The organism is Streptomyces sp. NPDC000348 (genome assembly GCF_042898795.1).
In the GTDB taxonomy this organism is placed as follows: Bacteria; Actinomycetota; Actinomycetes; order Streptomycetales; family Streptomycetaceae; genus Streptomyces.
The window spans coordinates 310,969-334,037 of record NZ_JBIAZD010000003.1; the positions used below are offsets into that span (position 1 = coordinate 310,969).

Below are 23,069 nucleotides of genomic sequence, written 5' to 3' on the forward strand. Positions count from 1 at the left end.
TGGGGGAGTTGGCGTGGGGGAGCGGGACGAGCCGGCGACCATCGGGCGGCGGGTGCAGCAGTTGCGGGTGGAGCGCGGGCTGACCCAGAGGCAGCTGGCGGAGCCGGTGTACACGCCCGCGTACGTCTCCACGCTGGAAGCGGGACGGGTGCGCCCCTCCGACGACGCGCTGCGGCATCTCGCCGACCGCCTCGGAGTCGCGTTCGACGAACTGGCCACCGGACGTTCCGCCCGGCTCGTGACCGAGCTGCACCTGCGGCTGACCGAGGCGCAGCGCACGCTCGCCGTCGGTGAGGCGGAGGCCGCGGTGGAGCAGTACGCCGGGCTGCTCGCCGAGGCGGAGACGCACGGCCTGGCCGAGGAGCAGGCCGCCGCCCTGCTCGGGCTCGGGGAGTGCGCCCTGGAGACCGGTGAACTGGCCGAGGGCCGCCAGTACTTCGAGGAGGCCGAGGCCCGGCTCGCCGAGGCGCCGCTGCCCGCACGGGTGCCGGCGCTGCGCGGGCGGGCCGTCGCGCACTACCTCGCGGGGGAACTGCGCTACGCGGTCTACCTCCTCGAGTCCACGATCGACGAGCTGAACCGGGGCGGCCTGCACGACCCGGACGCGCTGCTGCTGCTCTACGCCAGCGTGATCGGCCCGTACATGGACATGGGCGCGCACGCGCGGGCCGCGCAGGCGGCGGAGTTCGCGCTGGCGCTCGCGCCGCAGTCCGGCGACCCGGCGCTGGTGGCGCGCATGCACCGGTCGGTGGCCCGCACCCTGCTCGCCGAGGGCCGCCTCGCCGAGGCGGACGCCTCGCTGGCCAGGGCGGCGGAGCTGTACCGCGGGCTGCAGCTCCGTACCGAGCTGGCCAACTGCCACTGGATGCGCGGCTACGTGTACGCGCAGAACGGCGAACTGGAGCGCGCCGAGAAGGAGATGCGCGAGGCGCTGGAGATGCTGTCGGCCAAGCGGGCGTCCCTCTACAGCAGCCAGGTGACCGTCGAACTGGCCGACGTGCTGCACCGGCGCGGCAGCTCCCGGGAGGCGGCGGTCCTGCTGGAGGACGTGCTCGGCGGGCTCTCCCCCGAGCGGGGCGCGGTGCACGCGGCGGCGGCGCACCGGCTGCTCGGGATCATCGCCGAGGACGCCCGCCGGGCGGAGCAGGCCGAGGAGCACTACGTGCGCGCGATGAGCCTGCTGGAACGCGCGGGCGCGGCCGGCGACCTGGCCGACCTGTGCCGCCTCCTCGGTGACCTCCTGCGCCGTACCGGCCGCGTCGAGGCGGCCCTGGACGCCTACCGCACCGGCCTGGGCCACCGCACGGCCCCGGGGACCACGACCCTGGGGCCGGCCCCGGCGCAACCTCCGGTCTGACCGTTTCGGGGTCGGGCGGGCCGGGTAGTCGGGGCTGGTTTCCGGGGGGCGAACGGCCGAAGGAGGCGGTGGGCGTGCGGCCCAGGGACGGCCCCGAGGGCGACCCGGCCCGGGAGGACGAACGGGTGATCGGCGCGATCTTCGCGGAGCTGCGCGGCGCCGGACCGGCCGCCGTGCCGGGGCGGCTGTGCGCGGTGGCCGTCGCACTGCTGCCGGTGGACGGCGCGAGCGTGTCGCTGCGCGGGGCCGGCATGCCCGTGCAACTCGGCGCCTCCGGTCCGCAGGCCGCGCGTCTCGCCCAGCTCCAGGCCACCCTGGGCGACGGCCCCTGCCGCCACGTCCTGGAGTCCGGCGCGCCGGTCCTCGCCCGCGACCTCGCCGCCGCCGGCTGCGCCGACCGCTGGCCCGTCTTCGCCCAGCAGGCGCTCGGCGCCGGTGTACGCGCCGTGTACGCGATCCCCCTCGGCAGCGGCGCCGTCTGCGTCGGCACCCTCGACCTCTACCGCGGCACCCCCGGCGGACTCACCGACGGCCAGCTGCGGGTGGCCCGGCTCGTCGCCGGCGTCATGACGGTGGCGCTGATGGACCTGTCGTACGAGCTCCTGGACGGTGACGAACCCTGGCTCAGCGGGCTGGCCGCCGACCACGACCGCGTCCACCAGGCCGTCGGCATGATCATGGTCCAGCTGGGCGTCGGCGCCGACGAGGCCCTGGCCCGCCTGCGCGCCGCCGCCTTCGCCCACGGCCGCACGGCCCTGGAGGTCGCCCTGGACGTGATCTCCCACCGCCGCCGCTTCGACACGCCCTGAGCGGGTGCCGCCACCCGCCTCGAACCCGTGCCCGCTTCTGGTGGGATCCCGCCTCGAACCCGTGCCCGCTTCCGGTGGGATCCCGCCTCGAACCCGTGCCCGCTTCCGGTGGGACCCCGCCTCAGACCCGTACCCGCGCCTGTCGGCCGACGTCCGTCAGGCGGTCCGCGCCGAGCTGGGTCATCGCCCGGGTGACCTCGGGGAGCACCGTGCCGAGTCCGCCGTTGGTGAGGGTGATCGCGTCCTCGCCGACGCGGACCGCCGCGAGGTTCACGGTGAGACGCGTCGGGACCCCGTCGGACGTCTCCCCGGTCATCGTCAGCCGCAGTCCCGCCCGCGCGTCGCCGGCCTCCGGGAGCGGGAGTTCCGCCACCTCGACGAGCTGGTCGCCGGCCCGGGTGGTGGTCGCCCCGAACCGCTCGCAGGTCTTCGGCAGCGTCCTCATCCAGGCCAGCACGCGGTCCACGTCGGCGGGCGGGTGCGCGGCGACCCGGTAGCGCAGCTGGGACTCGTCGGAGACGTCGTCGAGTGCGGCGGTGGCGCTCGGTCCGGCCGGCGGACCGAACAGCTCCTCCGTGTAGAGGGCGTCGAGCAGCCGGCGGCAGTCGGCGTTCCCCGTCTCCGCCTTCAACATTCCGTCCCGCCAGGTCGCCGCGCCCCGGCTCGCCGTCCACGGCTCCCCCAGATCCGTCTCCGTGATCAGCGCCGCCCGCAGCTGCTCCTCGTTCAGCCCGGGCGGGCCGGGCGAGGGCTGCTCGGCGGCGGGCGAGGCGGCGGGCGCGGGGGTGGAGGCGGCCGGGGGCTCGGACACGCCCGCGGGCAGCGCGCGCGGCACCTCCCGGTCGCCGGCCACGCACGCCGCCGCGGTCAGCAGGGCCGGCACCGACAGCGCGGCGGCGAGGAGGGCACGGGCGGTGGCCGGGGCATGGGTCATCGGGGTGCCTCCTGGGGGAGCGGGCCGTCCACGGGCGGACGTGTTCCCACGGCACCACCCCGCCGGTCGCCCCACCAGCGCGGCGATCCGTCCGGGTGAGCCGCCCGGAGGGAAAACGGCTCGCACGCCGCCTCCCCCCTTGCTACCGTCGCCGGCATGCAGCGCGCCCACCCGTCCCGTACGACGACGCCGGACCAGGTCCCGGCGCGCTGACAGCTGACCACTGACGAAGCCCCGGGGCGAGTGCCCCGGGGCTTCGTCGCGCGTGGTGCCCGCCTCACGACCACGAGGAGCCCACCGTGCACGACCACCGACGCCTCGGCCGCGAGCTCGGCCTGTTCGACACCGACCCGCTGATGGGCGCGGGCCTGCCGTACTGGCTGCCCGACGGCGCCGTCGTGCGGCACACCCTGGAGGAGTACGTCCGGGAGGTGGAACGCGCGGCCGGCTACCGCCACGTGTACTCACCGGTGCTCGGCAAACGCGAGCTGTACGAGATCTCCGGCCACTGGGACCACTACAGCGAGGACATGTTCCCGCCCATGGCGCTGGGCGCGGAGCAGGTGCTGCTGCGGCCCAGCCTCTGTCCGCACCACGCCCTCGTCTACCGCTCCCGGTCCCGCAGCCACCGGGAGCTGCCGCTGCGGATGGCCGAGCTGGGCGGCATGTACCGCTCCGAGCCGTCCGGGGTGCTGGGCGGACTCACCCGCGTACGGGCCATCCAGCTCAACGACGCGCACATCTTCTGCACCCCGGAGCAGGTCGTCGAGGAGGCCCGCGCCGCCCTCGCGCTCATCTCCCGCGCCCACGCCGACCTCGGCATCCGCGCCGCCCGCCACCGCCTCTCCCTGCCGGGCGACGGCGGCAAGTACGTCGCCGATCCCGCCCTGTGGGAACGGGCCACCGCGCTCCTGCGCGAGGTCCTGGACTCCTCCGGGCTGGAGTACGAGGAGGCCGGGGGCGAGGCCGCCTTCTACGGCCCGAAGATCGACGTGCAGATCGCCGACCCGGCGGGCCGCGAGACCACCCTGTCCACCGTGCAGATCGACTTCCACCAGCCGGAACGCTTCGGCCTGCGCTACACCGGCCCCGACGGCGCCCGGCACCGCCCGGTCATGGTGCACCGCAGCGTCATCGGCAGCGTGGAACGGGTGGTCGCCCACCTCATCGAGGAACACGGCGGCGCCTTCCCGGTGTGGCTGGCCCCGGTCCAGCTGGCGGTGCTGCCGGTGGGCGAGGCGCAGGAGGAGCGGGCGCACGACGTCGCGCGGCGGGCCGGGGAGCTGGGTCTGCGGGCCGAGGTGACCGGGGCGGGCGAGGGCAGCCTCGGTGCCCGGATCCGCCGGGCCCGGCTGGTGCCGTACCAGGCGGTGCTCGGGGCCCGGGAGGCCGCGGACGGGCTGCTCGCCGTACGGCTCAGGGACGGGCGGCGGCCCGGCGTCCTGCCCGCGGAGGAGCTGCTGCGACGGATCGCGGACCGGTCGGCACGACGCGGCACCGCGCTCTGGGTCCCCGCGTAGGGCCACGCCCCGCACCCGGGCGGAAGAAGCCCCCGCCCGACTCCCGCCGAGGCCTCCCCGACCCTGGGTCCGGACCCAGGCCCGGTCCTCGTCCGGCCCGCAGCCCGGTCCCCGGGCTGGATCTCGGCCTGGTCCCCGGCCTGGTCCCCGGCCTGGGCCTCGGGCTGGTCCTCGTCCGGCCCGCAGCCTGGTCCCCGGGCTGGATCTCGGCCCGGTCTCCCGTCCGGCCCCCGGCCGGACCGGGCCCGGCCGTCGTGTCCGCGGCGGTGTGGCCGGGCCGCGCGAGGGCACCCGCGAGCGGGCCCCGGCGGGGGCGGTCCGGTCTGGACGTGGTCCGCTCCGTGACGTCCGGCCGGGGGCGGTCGCGCACGCCGAGGGTGGCCGGTCGCCGGTCCGGTTCCGGCGAACAGGGTGAAAGTGCCGTGCGCCACACCGCCGGGAAGGGCTCCGTGCTTCCGGTGTGTTCGCTTTTACGGTGAAGTGGACAGGTTCTCTGCCGGTACCCGCACGCACCCAGAGGAGACCGCGTGACCGACCGCACCAGCACGCCCGACCCCCGGCCGCCGCACCCCGCCCCCGGCGCCACGCCCGACCTCTCCTCCAGGAATCCCGACTGGTGGCGCCAGGCCGTCGTCTACCAGGTCTACCCCCGCAGCTTCGCCGACGCCGACGGCGACGGACTCGGTGACCTGCGCGGCATCACCCGTCGCCTCACCCACCTCGCCGCACTGGGCGTCGACGCCCTGTGGATGAGCCCCTTCTACCCCTCCGAGCTCGCCGACGGCGGCTACGACGTCACCGATCCGCGCGACGTCGACCCCCGCCTCGGCACCCTCGACGACTTCGACGAGCTCGTCGCCGAGGCCCACCGGCTCGGCCTGAAGGTGATCGTCGACATCGTCCCCAACCACAGCTCCGACCAGCACGTCTGGTTCCAGGAGGCGCTGCGCGCCGGGCCCGGCTCCCCGGCCCGCGACCGCTACGTCTTCCGCGACGGCAAGGGGGAGCGGGGCGAGCTGCCGCCCACCGACTGGCAGTCCGTGTTCGGCGGCAGCGCCTGGCAGCGGGTGCCGGACGGACAGTGGTACCTGCACCTGTTCGCCGCCGAGCAGCCCGACCTCAACTGGGGCCACCCGGACGTCCGCGCCGACGTCCGCACCACCCTGCGGTTCTGGGCCGACCGGGGCGTGGACGGCTTCCGCGTGGACGTCGCGCACGCCCTCGCCAAGGACCTCGACGAGCCGCTGCGCGACCTCGGCGCCCCCGAGCTGAGCCGCGAGGGCGCCCTCGCCGACTTCCCGCCCGGCACCCACCCCTTCTACGACCGGGACGAGGTGCACGAGATCTACCGCGACTGGCGCAAGATCCTCGACGCCTACTCCCCGCCCCGCATGGCCGTCGCCGAGGCCTGGGTCCCGGGCGAGCGGCGCGCCCTGTACGCCCGTCCGGACGAACTGGGCCAGGCCTTCAACTTCGAGTATCTGCAGGCCAAGTGGGACGCGGAGGAGCTGCGCCGGGTCATCACCGACTCGCTTGCGACCGCGCACGCCGCCGGTGCCTCGGCGACCTGGGTGCTCTCCAACCACGACGTCGTCCGGCACGCCTCCCGCCTGATGCTGCCGCCGGGCACGGACGAGAACGCCTGGCTGCTGTCCGGCGGCCACGCCCCCGCCGTCGACCCGGACGCCGGTCTGCGCCGGGCCCGCGCCGCCACCCTGCTGATGCTGGCGCTCCCCGGCTCGGCGTACGTCTACCAGGGCGAGGAGCTCGGCCTGCCCGAGGTCGCCGACCTGCCCACCGAGGTCCTCCAGGACCCGATCTGGGAACAGACGGGGCACGTCCGCAAGGGCCGCGACGGGTGCCGGGTGCCGCTGCCGTGGACGACGACCGGTCCGTCGTACGGCTTCGGGGCGGCCGGTGCCTGGCTGCCGCAGCCGCCGTCCTTCGCCGCGTACGCCGTCGAGGCACAGGACGGGGCCGAGGGCTCGACCCTGGAGCTGTACCGCGCGGCCCTGCGGACGCGCCGCAAGCTGATCGACGGCGAGACGCTGACCTGGGCGGAGGAGACCCCGGCGGGGGTCCTGCAGTTCGACCGCGGCGACGGCTGGCGCTGTGTGGCCAACCTGTCCCCCGACCCGGTCTCCCTCCCGGCGGGCGAGGTCCTGCTGACCAGCGCACCACTGGAGGACGGCCGGCTCGGCCCGGACACCACGGTCTGGCTCGGCCGCTGACCCGCCCACCGCCCCGGCCTCCCGGGGCCGGGGCCGGGCCGCCGCCGCGCCCTCCGGCCATCCGGTCACCCGTACGGCCGGTCAGCGCGGGCGACCTGCGGGAACGCACCGGCAGAATCGGCCCCGGGGGTGTCCGTGACGGCCGTACAGGGAGCCCGCCGACGATGAACAGGTCCAGCAGGACAGCGGCCGCCGTACTGACGGCGGCCGGGATTCTCGCGGGCGCGTGGCCGGCGGGCGGGGCGTCCGCCGCCGCCCGCGCCCCGGGAGAGAACGACCGGGTGCTCTGGGGCGCCGTGACGATCCCGCCCGGCCGGGACGGCGTCGTCGAGGCCGCCGGACCCACGGGCCCCGCCCTCGGCGCCGGTTCCACGCTGACCCTGACCGCCCCGGCCGGGAGCCGGGTGACGGGCACCCCCCTCGGCGCCCCCGGCTACCGGGGCGCCGTGGCCGCCGACGGCCGCAGCGCCCGCTACACCGCGGTCCCGGCGGAGCGGCCCCGGCGGGCGGGCGCCTTCCCCTTCGTGCTGGCGGTGCCCGCGGACGCGGTGCCCGGGAGCCGGCTGCGCGGATGCGTCCTGCGGCTCGTGGACGCGGACGGCGCGGTCCGGGCGGCCGGCGGCTGTCAGGTGACCGTCGGCCTGGCCGAACCGGCCCTGAACCGACCGGAGTCCGGTGTGCCGCTGGGCGCGCGGCCGGTGATCGCCGGCACCGCCCACCCGGGCGCGCAGCTCACCGTCTCCGACCAGGACGGCCACGAGGTGTGCACCGACACCGCGGGGGCCGACGGCCGCTGGAGCTGCGCTCCCGGGCCCGCCCTCCCGGACGGTCCCAACCGGCTCCAGGCCACCGCCGCCCTGAACGGCGTGAGCGCGTCCAGCGAGCAGATCCAGATCACCGTGGGGGACGCCGCCCCGGCCCGCTGACGTCACACGTGCCCGGGGCCCCCGCTGCCGAAGGCGCCGCTGGAGCCGGGCATCCAGCGCTTGCGCTTCTGGTCCGGGCACGTCCTGGTCGCGGAGTGGTGGAGCTCGTAGGGCATGAGCCGTGAGCCGGTCCTCGACATGTCCGGCATCTCGTCCGGCTCCCGTATCTCCCGCATCTCGCGGACCGCGCCGCCGTCCGGCAGTCTCGGCTGCTCCTCCGCGGCGGGGCGGTGCTCCTCGTGGTCCATGTACCGCATTCCGACACGGACGGCCCAGACCAGCGCACCGGCCACGACCAGCCCGCCGACGAAGGCCACGAAGACGGCCCACCGGTGCGTGGTGGAGGCCAGAACCACATACGTTGCCGTGTTCATGGTTCCGAGTATGGACGAAGAAATGCGATAAAGCGCCTGGAATGTCCGTTCCTGTCACGCCCGTGGCCCGTCCCGGCGGGCGGCCGCCCCCGCGGCGTGACAGATTGCGGCCGGAGGGAGGCCGGGGCGGGCCGTCGCGTCCCCACGTGTGCAGCTCGGGGCCCGGGCCCGGCCTCCCCGCCTCCGCGGGCCCGTTCCGCCGGCGACGGCATCCCCTCGGGGGAGTGCTCCCCGCTCCGTGCGCAGGACGGCGATACCCGCCGGTGGACGGGCCCCACCGTCCCGGCCGCTCCGCCGGGACCGCGGTGCGGACGGCGCTGCGGCCGCCGGCCGGCCACGGAGCCCCGGCGGCCACGGAGCCCCGGCGGCCACGGAGCCGAGGGAGGTGCCCGTCACCCGGCTCCCGGCCGGGGCGGTCGAGGCCGGCGGGGGGCCCGCGCCGGGGGCGGGGCCCGTGAGTCCGGTGCGGCCGGCGATCGCCGGCACCGCGTTCACCCGGACGGGGCGTAGCCGCCGTACGCATTCCGGCGCAGGACATCTGTCGTCGCCACGGCAGTTTTTCCGCCGGGCCGACTAGAGTTCCCCGTGGGGAACCCGTCCCCGTGGCGGACCGTGTCCACCGTGGTCCGCGGAAAGGTGCGTATGCCCTCGGAGAGTCAGCCGTACGCCGGCGGCCGGCAGCCGGACCAGGACCGGCCCCCCGTCGCCGACCGGCTCGACGACGACCACTTCCCGGCCTACACCATGGGCAGGGCCGCCGAACTGGTCGGAGCCACACCCGCTTTCCTCCGCGCCCTGGGCGAGGCGCGGCTGATCACCCCGACCCGCTCGGAGGGCGGCCACCGCCGCTACTCGCGCCACCAGCTGAGACTGGCCGCCCGGGCCCGTGAGCTGGTCGACCAGGGCACACCGGTCGACGCCGCGTGCCGCATCGTGAGCCTCGAGGACCAGCTGGAACGGGCCGAACACGCCAACGAGGAGCTGCGCCGGCGAGGTGCGGGGGCGGTCCACGGAGGCCGGTGAAAATCTGTCCCGGCCGAAACAGGATTTCCGCTCCCGTCGAGCAAAATCTCTTTCCCTAAACACCTCAACGGTGTTTTATTCCAGTGATTTTCCTCGCTTGCCGTTGACATCCTCCGTGCTAGGCTGACGCCAGTTGCAGTTGTGGTTGCCAGTTTGCTACCGGGTCTCCGGGCAGGTGATCATCGCGACGATGAAGGGATTCGTAAAGTGCGAGTCCCCGCACTGTCTCAGGAGAATTGACATGGCCACCGGTACGGTGAAGTGGTTCAACTCGGAAAAGGGCTTCGGCTTCATCGAGCAGGACGGCGGCGGCGCCGACGTCTTCGCCCACTACTCGAACATCGCCACCTCGGGCTTCCGTGAGCTCCAGGAAGGCCAGAAGGTGAGCTTCGACGTCACCCAGGGCCAGAAGGGCCCGCAGGCGGAGAACATCGTCCCCGCCTGACCTGTACGCAGGTATTGAAGAGCAGGGGTCCGCGCTTCGGTGCGGGCCCCTGCTCTTCGTTTTCCCACCCTTTCCCGCCTTCTCCCGTTCTCTTTCCGACCCCTCCGCCCGCATTCCGCGCGGGACCGGTGTGACCGCGGCCCTTTCGCCGCGGCCCGTCCACCGCGATCCGCGCGGCCGCGCCGGTCACCGCGCCGGCCGCCGGAAGGGTGACCGCGGTGTGCGCGGTCCGGGTGAACACGGCGCGACGGAGCGGCGGCCCCGTCCGGACACCCGACCGCGCCGGCCCCGTCGCGCGGGGCCGGATCCCCGGGACCGGCGCGTCACCCGCACCCGGGTCGTCGCCCCCGAACGGGGGGCTTTTCGGCGTCAGTCCTGCCGGGGCGCGGCCTGCTGGACCACCTCGAAGGACCACAGCGTGGCGTCCGTGGCCGCCGGCCGGGGCTTCTCCTCGCCCGGGGCCCCGCCGTGGGCGGCCTGGGCGCGGCCGGCCATCCAGCGCTGGAAGTCCTCCTCGCTCCGCCAGCGGGTGTAGACGAGGTAGGTGTCGGTGCCTTCCACCGGACGGAGCAACTCGAACCACTCGAACCCGTCCGAACCCTCCACCGCTCCCGCCCGCGCGGCGAACCGCCGCTCCAGCGTCTCGCGCTGCTCCTCGGGGACCGTGAGTACGTTGATCTTGACGATGCTCATGTCCCGATTGTTCCGCAGGACCGGCCCGGGGCACGCGGCGGGGCGGGGGGAGTGACGACGGCACCGGGCGCGGTGGCCGTCGCCGGCCCGGGCACGGTGCGGCCGCCGACGACGGCGGGCGCGATGCCGGGGCGCAGGCACCGGGGCCCGGGCGGACCGGGGCGCCGTCGAGAGGCCGGCGGCACGTGGGGCAGGAGTCCATCCGCTGTCTTCCCGGGTGGGCGTACCGACTCCGGCGCCCGCCGGGGCGACCGGTCCGGAGCAGGGCACAGCCACGCCGACGACGCCCCGGCCCGCCGTGTGCAGCCCGTGTGCCGCTCCTGCGCACATTTCCCGCACGGCTCGCGAGAGTGCCGTGAGCACGCACGGCGCACCACCCCGCACCGGACACAGTCGCATGGTCGCCCTGCTGCACTCGCCCGGAAGGCACCCCACGTGAACCCCCGTACCACCCCCCGCGCCCGCTCCGCCTCCGTCCGCCGCCCCGCCCTGCTCCTGACCGCCGGTCTGTCGGCCCTGTCGCTCACCGCGTGCGGTGTCGTCGGCGCGGTGGGCGAGGGCGACTCCGCGTCGCCCCGCAGGAGCTACGACATCACCGTGGGCCTGCTGCTGCCCGACCGGGACACGGCGCGCTTCGAGAAGTTCGACCGCCCCCTCATCGAGGACCGCGTCTCGTCCCTGACCGACAAGCAGGGCAGGGTCGCCTACGCCAACGCCGAGGGCAGCAAGGAGAAGCAGAGCGAGCAGTTCCGGAAGCTGATCGCCGACGGGGTCGACGTGATCGTGGTGGACGCGGTGGACTCCAAGGCCGTCGCGCCGGACGTGGAGAAGGCGAAGGAGGCGGACATACCCGTCATCGCCTACGACCGTCTCGCCGAGGGCCCGATCGACGCGTACGTCTCCCACGACAACGAGCTCGTCGGCCAGGTGCAGGGCCGCGCCCTCGTGAACGTGCTCGGCGAGAACGCCGAGAACAGCAAGGTCGTCATGATGCACGGCGCGCCCACCGACCCGAACACGGCGCTGTTCCGCAAGGGCGCGCTCGGCGAACTGGACGGCAAGGTGGACATCGCCAAGTCCTACGACACCAGGAAGTGGCTGCCCGAGGTCGCCGCGGAGAACATGCGCGAGGCGCTGGAGGAGGTCGGCGCCGGGGACATCGCCGCCGTCTACTCGGCGAACGACGGCATGGCCGGCGCCGTCATCGAGGTGCTGGAGGACGCGGGTGTCACCGACCTCCCGCCGGTGACCGGGCAGGACGCCGAGCTGGCGGCGGTGCGGCGGATCGTGGCGGGCACGCAGTACATGACGGTGTACAAGTCGTTCCTGCTGGAGGCGACGGGGGCCGCGGACATGGCGGTGGCCAAGGTGCAGGAGCGGTCGATCCAGTTCGACGCCCTGGCGCGCGACGTGGTCGACAGTCCGACGCACCGGGACATCCCGGCGATGCTGGTCCCGGTGGTCGCCCTCACGAGGGAGAACATCGAGGCCACGGTGGTCCAGGACGGCGTCTACACCGTCAAGGACATCTGTGCCGGGGCGTACGCGGCGGACTGCGCGAGGATCGGCCTGACGTCGTAGGAGGGCCGGGGAGGCAGGGTGCGGGCGGCCCCCCGGGAACACCCGGGGGGCCGCCCGCCGGCCACGCGGCCTACGGCGTCACGGTGGTGCCGCCGAAGCCGACGACCAGGCGGCCGTCCGCGGCGAACGACCAGTCCAGCGCGCCGGAGTAGCCGGCGCACCGGGAGCCGTTGGAGCCGGACCAGAACTGGTTCGAGCCGTCGGCGTCGCCGATGGTCCTGTCGTTGGACCCGCTTCCGCTGCGGCACGAGGTGTTGTCGCGGAACACCGAACTGCCGCCGTCGAAGTTGAAGTTGCGCTCGGCGTTGTCGATGCTGACGTTGTCGGAGACGGTCATCGAGCCCGGGTTGCTGTTGTACGTGAACCCGTGCTTGCCGTTGTCGTAGGCGATGCTGCGCCGGATGACGTGGTCGACCCCGATGTCCTCGCCGCCGAGCTTGTAGCCGTTGCGGTCGCCGTTGCCGGCCTGGCCGCCGTTGCTGAGGGTGCCGTTCCCGTAGGCGAGGGAGTCCTCGATGGTGACCGCGCCGATCGCGCCCGTGTCGTCCTTGGTGTAGAGGTCCCAGCCGTCGTCGATGTTGTTGTGGGCGACGGCGTAACGGAAGACGTTGCCGGGGCCGGAGGTGAGCTTGGCGGCGAAGCCGTCGGCGTCCTCGCCGTCGGAGTCGGCGTTGTCGTGCGACTCCGCGCTCAGGACGAGGTTGTTCGAGGGCCACTGGTCGCGGGGCGTGTCGGAGGCCGTCCGCGAGAGCTGGAGCCCGGTGTCGCGGTTGTAGCGGGTCACCGTGCGCTCGAGGACGTTGTTGCTGCCGCCGACGAAGATGCCGTTGTCCCCGGCGCGTTCGACGACGATCCCCTTGACGTGCCAGTACGACCCGTTCACGGCGAGCCCGCGGTTCGACGAACTCTCGGTCTGCGCGGAGAAGTCCAGCACGGGCGTCTCGCCCGGGTAGGCGGCGAGCTCCGTGCGGTCGCCCGGGGTGCCGTTGTTGCCCGCGGGGATGGTGACCGTCTGGGAGTGCTGGTACGTGCCGCCGCGCAGGTAGATCGTGCCGCCGGGGGTGACGCGGTCGATCGCGGAGGCGAGCGTCGTCGGGTCGGACCGGGTGCCGGACGCGCCGGCGCTCCCGCCCGGCGCCACGTAGAGCGCGGAGGCGGGCGGCGGGGTGGTCGTGCCGCCGCCCGTCTCCACCTCGATGTAGTCGACGTTGGGCAGTCCGGCGGACGACGTGGGGCTGAGCCGCACGGTGTTGCCGCCCGACCGCACCGGCACGGTGAGCGTCTTCGTCGTCCAGCCCGTCCAGCCGCCGGTGGCCTCGAAGGAGACGGACGCGACCGTGCTGCCGTTCACCACGATGTCCGCGGCCCGTGCGCCGCCGCTGCCGTTGGCGAAGCGCACCCGGAGCGTCGCCGTCTCGGCGGCGGGGGCGCTCACGGCGAACTGGACGTAGCCGCCGGTGCCGTTGGTCCCGTTGCAGAAGCCGCTGCCGGAGTATCCGGACCACTCGGTCTCGACGGCGCCGGTGCAGACCGCCGAGGACCCCTCGGCCTCGTAGCGGACGGACGCGGCCTGCGCGGGATTGCCGGACAGCGTGACGAGCGCGCCGGCCAGCAGGCCGGCACAGGCGAGGGCGGGTCTCAAGTGCATCGTTCGTCTCCAGGTTCGGTCGGCCGGTGGGAGGAACTCGTCGGTGAGTTCGAGTCCGTGAACGGAGAAAGCGCTTTCCGGGACGGTAGGGGCCTGCTGTGAGCACGTCAATAGCCTTGACGATGAATCAGATTCACATTCATGAACGACCGGGTGGTGGCGTCACGCCCCGCACGGACCGGTGCCGACGGACGCCCCGGCGGACGGCGGCAGGTGATCAGACCCGGGCCGGCGCGGGCCCGCGGGCCCGGCGCAGGAACGGCGCCTCGACGGCGTGGTACGACAGCAGGGCCATCAGGAGGGTCAGCAGGGCCGTGGCCGGCAGGAGTCCGTCCTTCATGCCGAGGGAGGCCAGCAGCCGTACCACGGGGTAGTGCCACAGGTAGACGCCGTAGCTCAGATTGCGGCCCACCCAGGCCAGCGGCGTGAGCGAGAGGATCCGGGAGAGGCCGCCGCCGGGGCGCAGTTCGAGCGCCGCGACCAGGACGGCGGAGAGCACCGCCACGAACAAGAACCCGACGGTGTACCAGACGGCCGTCCACGGGCCGGCGTCGGCGGTCACCGGCATCCGCCAGGCCACCAGCGCCAGCAGGCCCAGCGCCGGCCAGGCCAGCCGGCCCGCCCAGGCCCGCAGCACGGCCAGCCGGGGATCGTCGGCGCGCAGCCGCGCCAGGACCACGGCGACGAGGGCGCCGGCCAGCAGCTGGTCGGCGCGGGTGTCGGTGCCGTTGTAGATGCGGTGGGCCGCGTCCGGCTGCCACAGCGCGCAGCGCCACAGCACGGGCAGCGCGCACAGGGCCGCCGTGCAGAGCAGCACCGTGCGCGCCCGGGCGTACCGCAGCAGCCCCAGCAGCACGAGCGGCCAGAGCAGGTAGAACTGCTCCTCCACCCCCAGCGACCAGGTGTGGGCGAGCGGCCCCATCAGGTCGCCGTACGGCCCGGATTCCGCGGCCCGTACGACGTTGACCAGGAACAGCGCCGACAGGCCCGCCGCCGGCAGGGAGTCGTCGAAACCCCACAGCGGGGTGGTCACCGACAAGGCCGCGCAGACCGCGCACAGGGCCAGCAGCGCGGGGACGAGCCGCAGCCAGCGCCGCCGGTAGAAGGGGAGCAGGGCGATGCCGCCGGTGCGGGCGTGCTCGGCGAGCAGCAGCCGGGTGATGACGAAGCCGCTGAGGGTGAAGAAGACGTCCACGGCGACCGAGCCGCCCGGCAGCACGTCCGGCGTCACGTGGTAGGCGAGCACCAGGGCGACCGCCACCGTCCGCAGCCCGTCCAGGCCGCCCACCCGGCCGCTGCGCGCCACCGCCGACGGGAAGCCCCGCCCCGTCGGCGGGGCCGGTCTGCCGGAGCCGCGGGACTCCGCCCTTCCCGTGCCGCGTCCCGGATCCTCCGCTGTCGCCGAGCCCGCTTCCTGAGCCATGAACGAGATCGCTTCCCGTCTGCCGACCACCTGGGGTAACCCGGTGCGCCTGTCCGGAAACCGCGGGCGCATGCCTGCGCGCACCCGTCCGGACTCCCCGATCCCCCCGGCGGGGGCTACGATCCGGGGCATGGCGCTGAGCGTTCGGGACGTGGATCGGTTCGAGGCCTTCCGGCCGCGGCTGGAGGCCATCGGCTACCGCCTCCTCGGCTCCGCGAGCGAGGCCGAGGACGCCGTGCAGGAGACGTTCCTGCGCTGGCAGGCCGCCGACACCGCCCGCATCGAGGTCCCCGAGGCCTGGCTGACGAAGGTGCTCACCCACCTGTGCCTCAACCAGCTCACCTCGGCCCGCGCCCGGCGCGAGACCTACGTGGGGGAATGGCTCCCCGAGCCGCTGCTGGCCGGCGACCGGATGCTCGGCCCCGCCGACACCGCCGAACAGCGCGAGTCGGTCTCGTACGCCGTCCTCACCCTGCTGGAACGCCTCACCCCCAATGAGCGGGCCGTCTACGTGCTGCGGGAGGCCTTCGACTACCCGCACCGGGAGATCGCCGCGATCCTCGACCTCACCGAGGCCGCCAGCCAGCAGATCTTCCACCGGGCCAAGAAGCACGTCGCCCAGGGCAAGGCGCGCACCGAGATCGACGAGGCCGCCGCCCGGCGGGTCGTCGACGAGTTCCTCGCGGCCGCCACCAGCGGCCGGACCGAGCCGCTCGTACGGCTGCTCACCCAGGACGCCGTCGCGGTCGGCGACGGCGGCGGAAAGGTCCCGGCCCGCGCCAAGGCGCTCGAGGGCGCGCTCGCGGTCGCGACGTTCATGCGGGGCCTGTTCAAGCCGGGCAAGGCCAAGCGCGCCCTCGTGGGCGGCTCGCCCGGCATCTACGCCACGACCGCCAACGGCGACCCCGCCCTCGTGGCGGTCCTCGACGGCCGGGTCGTCGGCGTCATGTGCTTCGCGGTCACCCCGGAGGGCATCACCGCGATCCGCAACCAGGCCAACCCCGACAAGCTGGAACGCGCGACCCGGCTCTGGGCGGCCGAGGACCACGGCGGCCCCCTGCTCGTCGCCTTCTGACCCTCATATGACGCACGCCACATCCGTTTCTGTCAGGAATCGGCGGGCCGCCCGGTTCAAGGGGTGACCCACCGAAGGGCCGACGACAGGAGCAGGGAAATGCAGCACCGCATCATCGTCCTCGGAGCCGGATACGCCGGAGCCGTCGCCGCCGGCCGCCTGGCCAGGCGGCTGCGCCGCGAGGACGTCGCCATCACCCTCGTCAACGCTGAGCCCGACTTCGTCGAGCGCGTCCGGATGCACCAGCTCGCGGTGGGCCAGCACCTCAGGCCCCGCCCCTTCCGCGAGATGTTCGCGGGCACCGGCGTGGAAACGGTGCGGGCGACGGTGACGGGCGTGGACGCCGACCGCAGGAAGGTCACCGTCACCGATGCCGCCGGGGGAACCGGACAACTGACCTACGACACCCTCGTGTACGCCCTCGGCAGCGGCTGGGACCCCCAGGGCGTCCCCGGCGCCGCCGAACACGCCCACGAGATCGCAAGCCGCCCCGGAGCCCTCCGCCTGCGCGAGCGCCTGGCCGGTCTGGACGCGGGGCGGTCCGTGGTCGTGGTCGGCGGCGGACTCACCGGTCTGGAGGCCGCGGCCGAGATCGCCGAGTCCCGCCCGGACCTCGATGTCTCCCTCGCCGCCCGCGGCGCCCTCGGCGACCGGCTCTCCCCCAGGGGCCGCCGGCACCTGCGCAAGGTCCTCGACGGGCTCGGTGTCACGGTGCACGAGCGGACGTCCGTCACCGCCGTCGGGGCCGACCGCGTCACCACCGCCGACGGCCGCTGCCTCCCGGCCGCGGTCACCCTGTGGACCACCGGATTCGCCGTCCACCCGATCGCCGGCGCCACCACCCTGAAGACCGACGGCACCGGCCGGATCGTGGTCGACGGCACCATGCGCTCCCTCTCGCACCCGGACGTGTACGCCATCGGCGACGCGGCCCTGGTGCAGGGGCCCGGCGACAAGCCGCTGCGGATGTCGTGCGCCTCGGGCGTCCCCACCGCCTGGCAGGCCGCCGACGCCATCGCGGCCCGGCTGACCGGCGGCAAGCTCCCCGGCGTGACGCCGCGCTACTTCAACCAGTGCATCTCGCTGGGCCGCAAGGAGGGCCTGATCCAGTACGTCACCGCCGACGACCGCGCCGTGGACGTGGCCCTGACCGGACGCCTCGCCGCCCTCTACAAGGAGCTGGTCTGCAAGGGCGCGGCCTGGGGCGTGGCCAACCCGACCCTCGGCATCCCGACCCGCGCCCGCGGCGTGCTCCGCGAGCCGGCCGCCCCGGACCCGGCGGTCGGGGCGGCGGCCTGACGCGCATCCGGACGCCGGCCGCCCGCGCCCACGGGGTCAGCTCGGACCGGCGTCGGCGCCCCGGGACGCCTCGCCCGCGGCGCGGCGGTACTCGGCGTTGATGCGCTGGGCCTCCTCGAGCTGGTCCTCGAGGATGACGATGCGGCAGGCCGCCTCGATCGGGGTCCCCCGGTCGACGAGCTCGCGGGCGCGGGCGGCGATCCGGAGCTGGTAGCGGGAGTACCGGCGGTGTCCGCCCTCCGAACGCAGCGGAGTGATCAGACGGGCCTCACCGATGGCCCGGAGGAACCCCGGGGTGGTGCCGAGCATCTCGGCGGCCCGGCCCATGGTGTACGCGGGGTAGTCGTCGTCGTCCAGACGATCGCTGAGTGGAGTCTCTGCTGGCATGTCACCTCGTTGTACAACGCGTCGAGGGGCCCTGATGCCGTACGGCACCAGGGCCCCGAAGGAAATTCAACACCATCGGTCGGCCCTCATGCTGTGCCGACCTTCTCTTTCCGCTACCCGGCCCGAGAGGGGCGGGGGTGCGGGGATCGCGGTTGCGTGACCAAAGACCACCATCCGTTCCGGGGTCCTGCGGTACCCGGACCGGAAGTCTCCCGGTGCCGGGCGATCCTGATGGCGTCTGCTCCTCCGTCCTTTTCTCCGAACCACACACTTGACGAACGGGTGCTGCGGTACTGCTACCCGCCAGTTCGTGTCTGCCGGGTCTCGTTCGACCGTCTCAACAAGAAGAAGGCTAACCGTGCTGCACGCCAATGTCTACTCTGGCAAAAGTAGAATTTGGCGTACGGGTGACGAAGGAATCCTGTGGTCCGCGACGGCGGGGGAGCACTCGCCGGGGGCGGCCGGGCGGTGACACGACGACGAGGGCCCTGCCGACGCGCGTCGGCAGGGCCCTCGTGTCTCCGGGCGGCGGTCCTCCGTCCGTCCTCACCGCTCCCGGAAGGCGGCGCCCCTGGTGGTGCGGAGGCGTCCGGAGCGGAGTGCGGACGAGGTGAACGGTCCGTCGAGGATGCTCCCCCAGCCGGATCCGGTCCGGGGGCGGGGCTCCCGCGGAGAACGGCGAGCCGGGCGGGGCCGTCAGGCCCGTGCTCCGGTCGCCCCGTCGCCGGAGACGGCCCCGGGGGAGGGGCCGCCTCCGGGTGTCGTGTCCGAGCGGGTGTCCTGGTGTCTCCTACTGGCGGGGGCCGGGCGTGCGGCCGGAGCGGCCGCGGGCGGCCGGGTCGGCGTCGGGCCGCCGCTGTGTCCTGCGGCGCCCCTCTTCACCGGCGGGCCGGCCCTGGCCGGCGCGGCCCCGGCGGCCCCGGCGGCTGCGGGAGGAGGAGGGGGAGGACGCGGCGCGGGGGCGTTCCGCCGCCGCCGGCGCGGGGATGACGACCGGGACGCCGGAGGGGGCCTGGGCCCCCGTGATGCGGCTCAGCTCCGCCTCGCCCGACCGCACCTGGGTGACCCGGGGGCTGATGCCCGCCGACACCATCAGCCGGTCCATGTCGCGGCGCTGGCCGGGGGTCACCAGGGTGACCACGCTGCCGGACTCCCCGGCGCGGGCCGTACGGCCGCCGCGGTGCAGGTAGTCCTTGTGGTCGGTGGGCGGGTCCACGTTGACGACCAGGTCGAGGTTGTCGACGTGGATCCCGCGCGCCGCGACGTTGGTCGCCACCAGCACCGTCACCTCCCCGTCCTTGAACTGGGCCAGGGTCCGCGTGCGCTGCGGCTGGGACTTGCCGCCGTGCAGGGCGGCGGCGCGGACACCGCTGTTCAGGAGGTGCTTGGTCAGCCGGTTCACCGCGTGCTTGGTGTCGAGGAACATGATCACTCGGCCGTCCCGCGCCGCGATCTCGGTGGTCGTCCGGTGCTTGTCCGCGTCGTGCACATGGAGTATGTGGTGCTCCATCGTGGTGACGGCGCCCGCCGACGGGTCGACGGAGTGGACCACCGGGTCCGTCAGATAGCGGCGGACCAGGAGGTCCACGTTGCGGTCCAGGGTGGCCGAGAAGAGCATCCGCTGCCCGTCGGGGCGCACCTGGTCGAGCAGGGCGGTGACCTGGGGCATGAAGCCCATGTCGGCCATCTGGTCGGCCTCGTCGAGGACCGTGATGCCGACGTCGTCCAGCAGGCAGTCGCCCCGCTCGATCAGGTCCTTGAGCCGTCCGGGCGTCGCGACGACCACCTCGGCCCCGGTGCGCAGCGCACCGGCCTGTCTGCCGATGGACATCCCGCCGACGACGGTGGTCGGCCGCAGGCCCACGGAGCGGGCGTACGGGGTGAGCGCGTCGGTGACCTGCTGGGCGAGCTCGCGGGTGGGGACGAGGACGAGGGCCAGCGGCCGCCGCGGCTCGGCCCGCCGCCCCGCGGTGCGGGCCAGCAGGGCGAGGCCGAAGGCGAGGGTCTTGCCCGAGCCCGTGCGGCCGCGGCCGAGCACGTCACGGCCGGCCAGGGAGTTCGGCAACGTCGCCGCCTGGATCGGGAACGGCACGGTCACGCCTTCGCGGCCGAGTGTGGCCAGCAGGGGTGCGGGCATGCCGAGATCGGCGAACGACTCGACGGCGGGCAGCGCGGGCGTGATCGTCTTCGGCGGTGCGAACTCGCCCTGGACGGCCTGTCCGGCCTGGCGGTTTCCCTGGCCCTTGGAACGGCGCGGACCACCGGAGCGGGGGGCGCCGGAGCGGGGGGCGCCGGAGCGAGGCGTGCCGGAGCCTCCTCCGGAACGGTCGTGGGTGCGGGACGTGCGGGCACGCTTCATGCGGGACCTTCCTTGACAGGGCGCGTACCAAGGAATTCCCGCAGCACATGAGCGGCGCAGAGAATCTCGAGACGAGCCGGATTCGGTGGGGGCGGCGTCGGACCGGCGGGGAGGGCGTCACCGGTCGGTGAAGCCTTCCCGTCGCGCGCCCCGGAACGCAGCGAGCCGGGGCCCGCACCCCAGAGGTGCGGGCCCCAGCTGCGAAGTATGCGTCCTCGCCGGTGTCAGGCGGTGACGATGTTCTCGGCCGTCGGGCCCTTCTGGCCCTGCGCGATGTCGAACGACACCTTCTGGCCTTCCTGCAGCTCGCGGAAGCCCTGGGCGGCGATGTTCGAGTAGTGGGCGAAGACGTCGGGGCCGCCGCCGTCCTGCTCGATGAAGCCGAAGCCCTTTTCCGCGTTGAACCACTTCACGGTGCCGGTAGCCATGTCATTTCTCCTTCGGAGGCGGTATCGGGAATTCACCTTGTGTGAATTCCGTGTCGCCGTGATGATTAACCCGTCGGAAATGAACCTTCTGGCAACCACACCTGCAACTGGTGACGACAGTAGCACGGTGTGATTGGCCCCGCACGGTCGATAATTCCGTTCGGGCCGACGGCCGGGGAATACGTACGGTGCCCCGCACCTCTTTCTCATGCGGCGGACACAGATATCGCTCTCCGTGGGGCGCGGGCCGCCTGCCGCGCGCTTCCCTCCGCGCCCCCGGTGAGCTCTGCCGACGGCGGTGGTGCCGACGTCACCGCCGCCGGCGGACCTCCCGACGGCGAACGCGCCGATCCCCCGCTGCCGCGACGAAGGTCACATCCGCCGGGCCGGCGCGGTCCCGGCCGCCGTCGTGCCCGGCCGCCGCGTCGGCGGCCGGGGCGGAAAACCGCCGTTCCGGTGCCCTTTCCGCCCCGCTCCAGCCGGCCGGAGCGCCGTCATCGAGACACCGGGACGTCCGTGCTCCCTCGGTGAATTATCGATTCGGCTTCGCTTCCCCCGCCCCATCCGCCCCCGGTGGATCCACCGTCCGACGGGAATGGCCCGGGCAAGTCGAATTCACGTCGGACAGGGCGGTCGGCGCTTTTTGGACTTTGTCTCCCGGGGAAATCGATAAACCGTTTCTCCATCTCTACGATCGCAAGCTGTGACCGACTTTCCACGGGAGGGGTCCGCCCCCCGTGCGCGCCGGCGGACCGGTCTCCGGCCCGCCCGCGGACGCCTTCTCCTCGGCCCGGACGGCGAGGACCTCGAACCCGGCCGGCCCGGGGGCGCCCAGGAGAGCGCCGTCCGCGCCGCGTCCGTCCGCACGGGCGCGACCACCCGCGGGCGACGGCGCACCGGGCGCCGGAGCCCGCCGTGAACGCCCGCCGGGCCGCCCGGGCCGGCGGGAGCGAAGAGGCACGCCGGGACGGCGTGCCGGGAGAGAACCGGATCCGAAGGGGGCAGCACATGGCCGAACTCAACGTGATGATCGCGTTCGACGCGGCGACGATCGTCGAGCGGTACCCCGGTGCGTCGAGGAACCCCGACGCGCCGACCTACGTCGACGAGAGCCTGATCTACATGACGACACGTCAGGACCACATCATCGGCACGTCGGGCGCCGAGCTGAACCTCCGGGCCGAGCCCGGGGACAGCGTCAAGTGGCGGGAGACGACGCTCTCGCTCGGCAGCGACTACAAGGCGCTCCTGTACCGGTACGTGAGCAGCGACAACGAGCACGTGCTCATCAGGACGCCGGAGATCGAGGTGGTCCAGTGCGTCTACCCGATGCCGCAGGAGGGCACCGAGGGCAGCCCGGCGTTCACGACCCAGGAGTACGAGGACCACTACTGGCGGACGACGGTCAAGAGGACCGGCAAGGTCGTGTACCACTTCTTCTTCCAGATCCTGGACCACCACCGCAACCTGCGGGGGTACTTCCAGTGGGACCCCTTCATCACCATCGAGCGGCCCTGACGGCCCCCGGGTGAACACCGGTCCCTCCGCGGCGTGGTGGCCGCGGAGGGACCGGCGGGGGTCAGCGCACAGGGACCGGCGGGGGTCAGCGCACCGGGAAGCCGAAGGAGTAGCCCTGCTCCTGGAGCGAGGGCAGGACGCGGCGCAGGGCCTCGACGGTCTGGGAGCGGTCGCCTCCCGCGTCGTGGAAGAGGAGCGTCGGCCCGTTGGGCAGCTCCCGCTCCACGGTGGCGACGATGGCGTCGGTGCCGGGCCGCTCGAAGTCCTTGGTGTCCACGTTCCAGCCCAGCGGGCGCATGCCGTGGGAGGCGGCCAGCTTGCGGCTGTAGGGGGTGAAGGCGCCGCCGGGCGCCCGGTAGTACATCGGCCGGACGCCCCCGGACGCCTCGATGATCATGCGTTCGGCGTCGAGGATCTCCTTCGCCTGGTAGGCCTCGGACTTCTTGTCCATGGCGGTGTCGTGCGACACGGAGTGGTCGCACAGCCGGTGCCCGGCGGCGACCACCTCCTTCACGAGGTCCGGGTGGGCCTGCGCCTGCGTCCCCGTGATGCAGAAGGTGGCCTTCACCCCGTACTCGCCGAGCACGTCCAGCACTTGAGGGGTCCAGGCGGGGTCGGGACCGTCGTCGATGGTGACGTTGACGCCGCGCGGCCCCTGGTCCGAGGCGTGCACGATGGACTCCGCGACCGGCGCGGCGTCACCGCCCGGCGTGGCGGACGCGGTCGTCTTCGGCGACGCGCCGTCCACGGGGCCGGCCTGCGCGGTCCACACCGAGGCGCCGACGGCGAGCACCGTCACCCCGAGCGCCGCCCCGACCACCTTGCCGTACCAGCCGCGCCCGCCACCGTGCCGTGCCATGTCCGCCCCGCCCTCGCGTAGTTCCCCACCGGTCCCCGGCCGCCTCGCGACCACATGACAGGACGGGGGACGACGCCCGCCGGATGCGTCCGTTACCGATCACGGACAATCCCGGGGGAGTTCGCGGACAACCCGACGGGTACCGGCGGTGAAAACAGGGGTGCCGTTGAACTGCACACG

Annotated in this window: 19 protein-coding genes and 1 pseudogene; 11 read left to right on the forward strand and 9 right to left on the reverse strand. The window is 74.0% G+C overall.

The annotated features are described in order from the left end of the window. The first annotated feature begins 13 nt into the window (after window positions 1-13). Together ACFY3N_RS08295 and ACFY3N_RS08300 are read left to right on the forward strand one after the other, a co-directional pair. Window positions 14-1,357: a helix-turn-helix domain-containing protein gene (locus tag ACFY3N_RS08295; protein ID WP_390815815.1), complete on the forward strand. Its 1,344-nt coding sequence runs from the start codon at window positions 14-16 to the stop codon at window positions 1,355-1,357. Window positions 1,358-1,425: 68 nt separating this feature from the next. Then, entirely contained in the window at window positions 1,426-2,166 is a 741-nt protein-coding gene (locus tag ACFY3N_RS08300) for a GAF domain-containing protein (RefSeq protein WP_390815816.1), read from the forward strand. A 121-nt stretch (window positions 2,167-2,287) separates the two neighbouring features. On the opposite strand, the gene ACFY3N_RS08305 is transcribed toward ACFY3N_RS08300, so the two are convergent. Then, the gene (locus ACFY3N_RS08305) at window positions 2,288-3,100 is read right to left on the reverse strand and encodes a hypothetical protein (RefSeq protein ID WP_390815817.1); all 813 of its coding nucleotides are present in this window, start codon (window positions 3,098-3,100) and stop codon (window positions 2,288-2,290) included. 296 nt (window positions 3,101-3,396) lie between these two features. Here ACFY3N_RS08305 and thrS point away from each other — a divergent pair. From thrS to ACFY3N_RS08320, 3 genes and pseudogenes are all read left to right on the forward strand, one after another. Further along, window positions 3,397-4,620: pseudogene (thrS, locus tag ACFY3N_RS08310) on the forward strand (threonine--tRNA ligase); the annotation flags it as partial. A gap of 527 nt (window positions 4,621-5,147) precedes the next feature. Further along, window positions 5,148-6,851, forward strand: coding sequence for a glycoside hydrolase family 13 protein (locus ACFY3N_RS08315; protein WP_390815818.1), 1,704 nt, complete (start codon window positions 5,148-5,150; stop codon window positions 6,849-6,851). Window positions 6,852-7,015: 164 nt separating this feature from the next. Beyond that, complete coding sequence (locus ACFY3N_RS08320) at window positions 7,016-7,777, forward strand: carboxypeptidase regulatory-like domain-containing protein (protein WP_390815819.1); 762 nt, start codon at window positions 7,016-7,018, stop codon at window positions 7,775-7,777. A 2-nt stretch (window positions 7,778-7,779) separates the two neighbouring features. On the opposite strand, the gene ACFY3N_RS08325 is transcribed toward ACFY3N_RS08320, so the two are convergent. Next, window positions 7,780-8,151 (reverse strand): DUF6479 family protein, encoded by a 372-nt coding sequence (locus ACFY3N_RS08325; RefSeq protein WP_390815820.1) that lies wholly within the window; start codon window positions 8,149-8,151, stop codon window positions 7,780-7,782. Between the two features lie 642 nt (window positions 8,152-8,793). Between ACFY3N_RS08325 and ACFY3N_RS08330 the strand changes: the two genes are divergently transcribed. Together ACFY3N_RS08330 and ACFY3N_RS08335 are read left to right on the forward strand one after the other, a co-directional pair. Further along, complete coding sequence (locus ACFY3N_RS08330; RefSeq protein ID WP_390815821.1) at window positions 8,794-9,174, forward strand: MerR family transcriptional regulator; 381 nt, start codon at window positions 8,794-8,796, stop codon at window positions 9,172-9,174. Between the two features lie 241 nt (window positions 9,175-9,415). Then, the gene (locus ACFY3N_RS08335; protein ID WP_003969786.1) at window positions 9,416-9,619 is read left to right on the forward strand and encodes a cold-shock protein; all 204 of its coding nucleotides are present in this window, start codon (window positions 9,416-9,418) and stop codon (window positions 9,617-9,619) included. A gap of 369 nt (window positions 9,620-9,988) precedes the next feature. Here the strand turns inward: ACFY3N_RS08335 and ACFY3N_RS08340 are convergent, their stop codons facing one another. Next, complete coding sequence (locus ACFY3N_RS08340) at window positions 9,989-10,312, reverse strand: antibiotic biosynthesis monooxygenase family protein (protein ID WP_390815822.1); 324 nt, start codon at window positions 10,310-10,312, stop codon at window positions 9,989-9,991. A 435-nt stretch (window positions 10,313-10,747) separates the two neighbouring features. On the opposite strand from ACFY3N_RS08340, the gene ACFY3N_RS08345 reads away from it, so the two are divergent. Continuing rightward, complete coding sequence (locus tag ACFY3N_RS08345) at window positions 10,748-11,893, forward strand: sugar ABC transporter substrate-binding protein (RefSeq protein WP_390815823.1); 1,146 nt, start codon at window positions 10,748-10,750, stop codon at window positions 11,891-11,893. A gap of 70 nt (window positions 11,894-11,963) precedes the next feature. Here ACFY3N_RS08345 and ACFY3N_RS08350 read toward each other — a convergent pair whose 3' ends face one another. Further along, complete coding sequence (locus tag ACFY3N_RS08350) at window positions 11,964-13,541, reverse strand: carbohydrate-binding protein (RefSeq protein ID WP_390815824.1); 1,578 nt, start codon at window positions 13,539-13,541, stop codon at window positions 11,964-11,966. Between the two features lie 217 nt (window positions 13,542-13,758). Further along, window positions 13,759-14,964, reverse strand: a complete 1,206-nt coding sequence (locus ACFY3N_RS08355) for an acyltransferase family protein (protein ID WP_390815825.1) — start codon at window positions 14,962-14,964, stop codon at window positions 13,759-13,761. Between the two features lie 130 nt (window positions 14,965-15,094). Between ACFY3N_RS08355 and sigJ the strand changes: the two genes are divergently transcribed. Further along, window positions 15,095-16,039 (forward strand): RNA polymerase sigma factor SigJ, encoded by a 945-nt coding sequence (sigJ, locus tag ACFY3N_RS08360; RefSeq protein ID WP_390815826.1) that lies wholly within the window; start codon window positions 15,095-15,097, stop codon window positions 16,037-16,039. A gap of 99 nt (window positions 16,040-16,138) precedes the next feature. Next, window positions 16,139-17,338, forward strand: coding sequence for an NAD(P)/FAD-dependent oxidoreductase (locus ACFY3N_RS08365; protein WP_390815827.1), 1,200 nt, complete (start codon window positions 16,139-16,141; stop codon window positions 17,336-17,338). Window positions 17,339-17,374: 36 nt separating this feature from the next. Here ACFY3N_RS08365 and ACFY3N_RS08370 read toward each other — a convergent pair whose 3' ends face one another. From ACFY3N_RS08370 to ACFY3N_RS08380, 3 genes are all read right to left on the reverse strand, one after another. Next, window positions 17,375-17,725, reverse strand: coding sequence for a MerR family transcriptional regulator (locus ACFY3N_RS08370; RefSeq protein ID WP_390815828.1), 351 nt, complete (start codon window positions 17,723-17,725; stop codon window positions 17,375-17,377). A gap of 790 nt (window positions 17,726-18,515) precedes the next feature. Further along, the gene (locus ACFY3N_RS08375; RefSeq protein ID WP_390815829.1) at window positions 18,516-20,084 is read right to left on the reverse strand and encodes a DEAD/DEAH box helicase; all 1,569 of its coding nucleotides are present in this window, start codon (window positions 20,082-20,084) and stop codon (window positions 18,516-18,518) included. Between the two features lie 224 nt (window positions 20,085-20,308). Continuing rightward, a complete protein-coding gene (locus ACFY3N_RS08380; protein WP_020113641.1) occupies window positions 20,309-20,512 on the reverse strand; it encodes a cold-shock protein in 204 nt (67 codons plus the stop codon). A gap of 1,008 nt (window positions 20,513-21,520) precedes the next feature. Between ACFY3N_RS08380 and ACFY3N_RS08385 the strand changes: the two genes are divergently transcribed. Further along, window positions 21,521-22,030 (forward strand): inclusion body family protein, encoded by a 510-nt coding sequence (locus ACFY3N_RS08385; protein WP_390815830.1) that lies wholly within the window; start codon window positions 21,521-21,523, stop codon window positions 22,028-22,030. 85 nt (window positions 22,031-22,115) lie between these two features. On the opposite strand, the gene ACFY3N_RS08390 is transcribed toward ACFY3N_RS08385, so the two are convergent. Further along, window positions 22,116-22,889 (reverse strand): polysaccharide deacetylase family protein, encoded by a 774-nt coding sequence (locus tag ACFY3N_RS08390; protein ID WP_390815831.1) that lies wholly within the window; start codon window positions 22,887-22,889, stop codon window positions 22,116-22,118. Window positions 22,890-23,069: the final 180 nt, after the last annotated feature.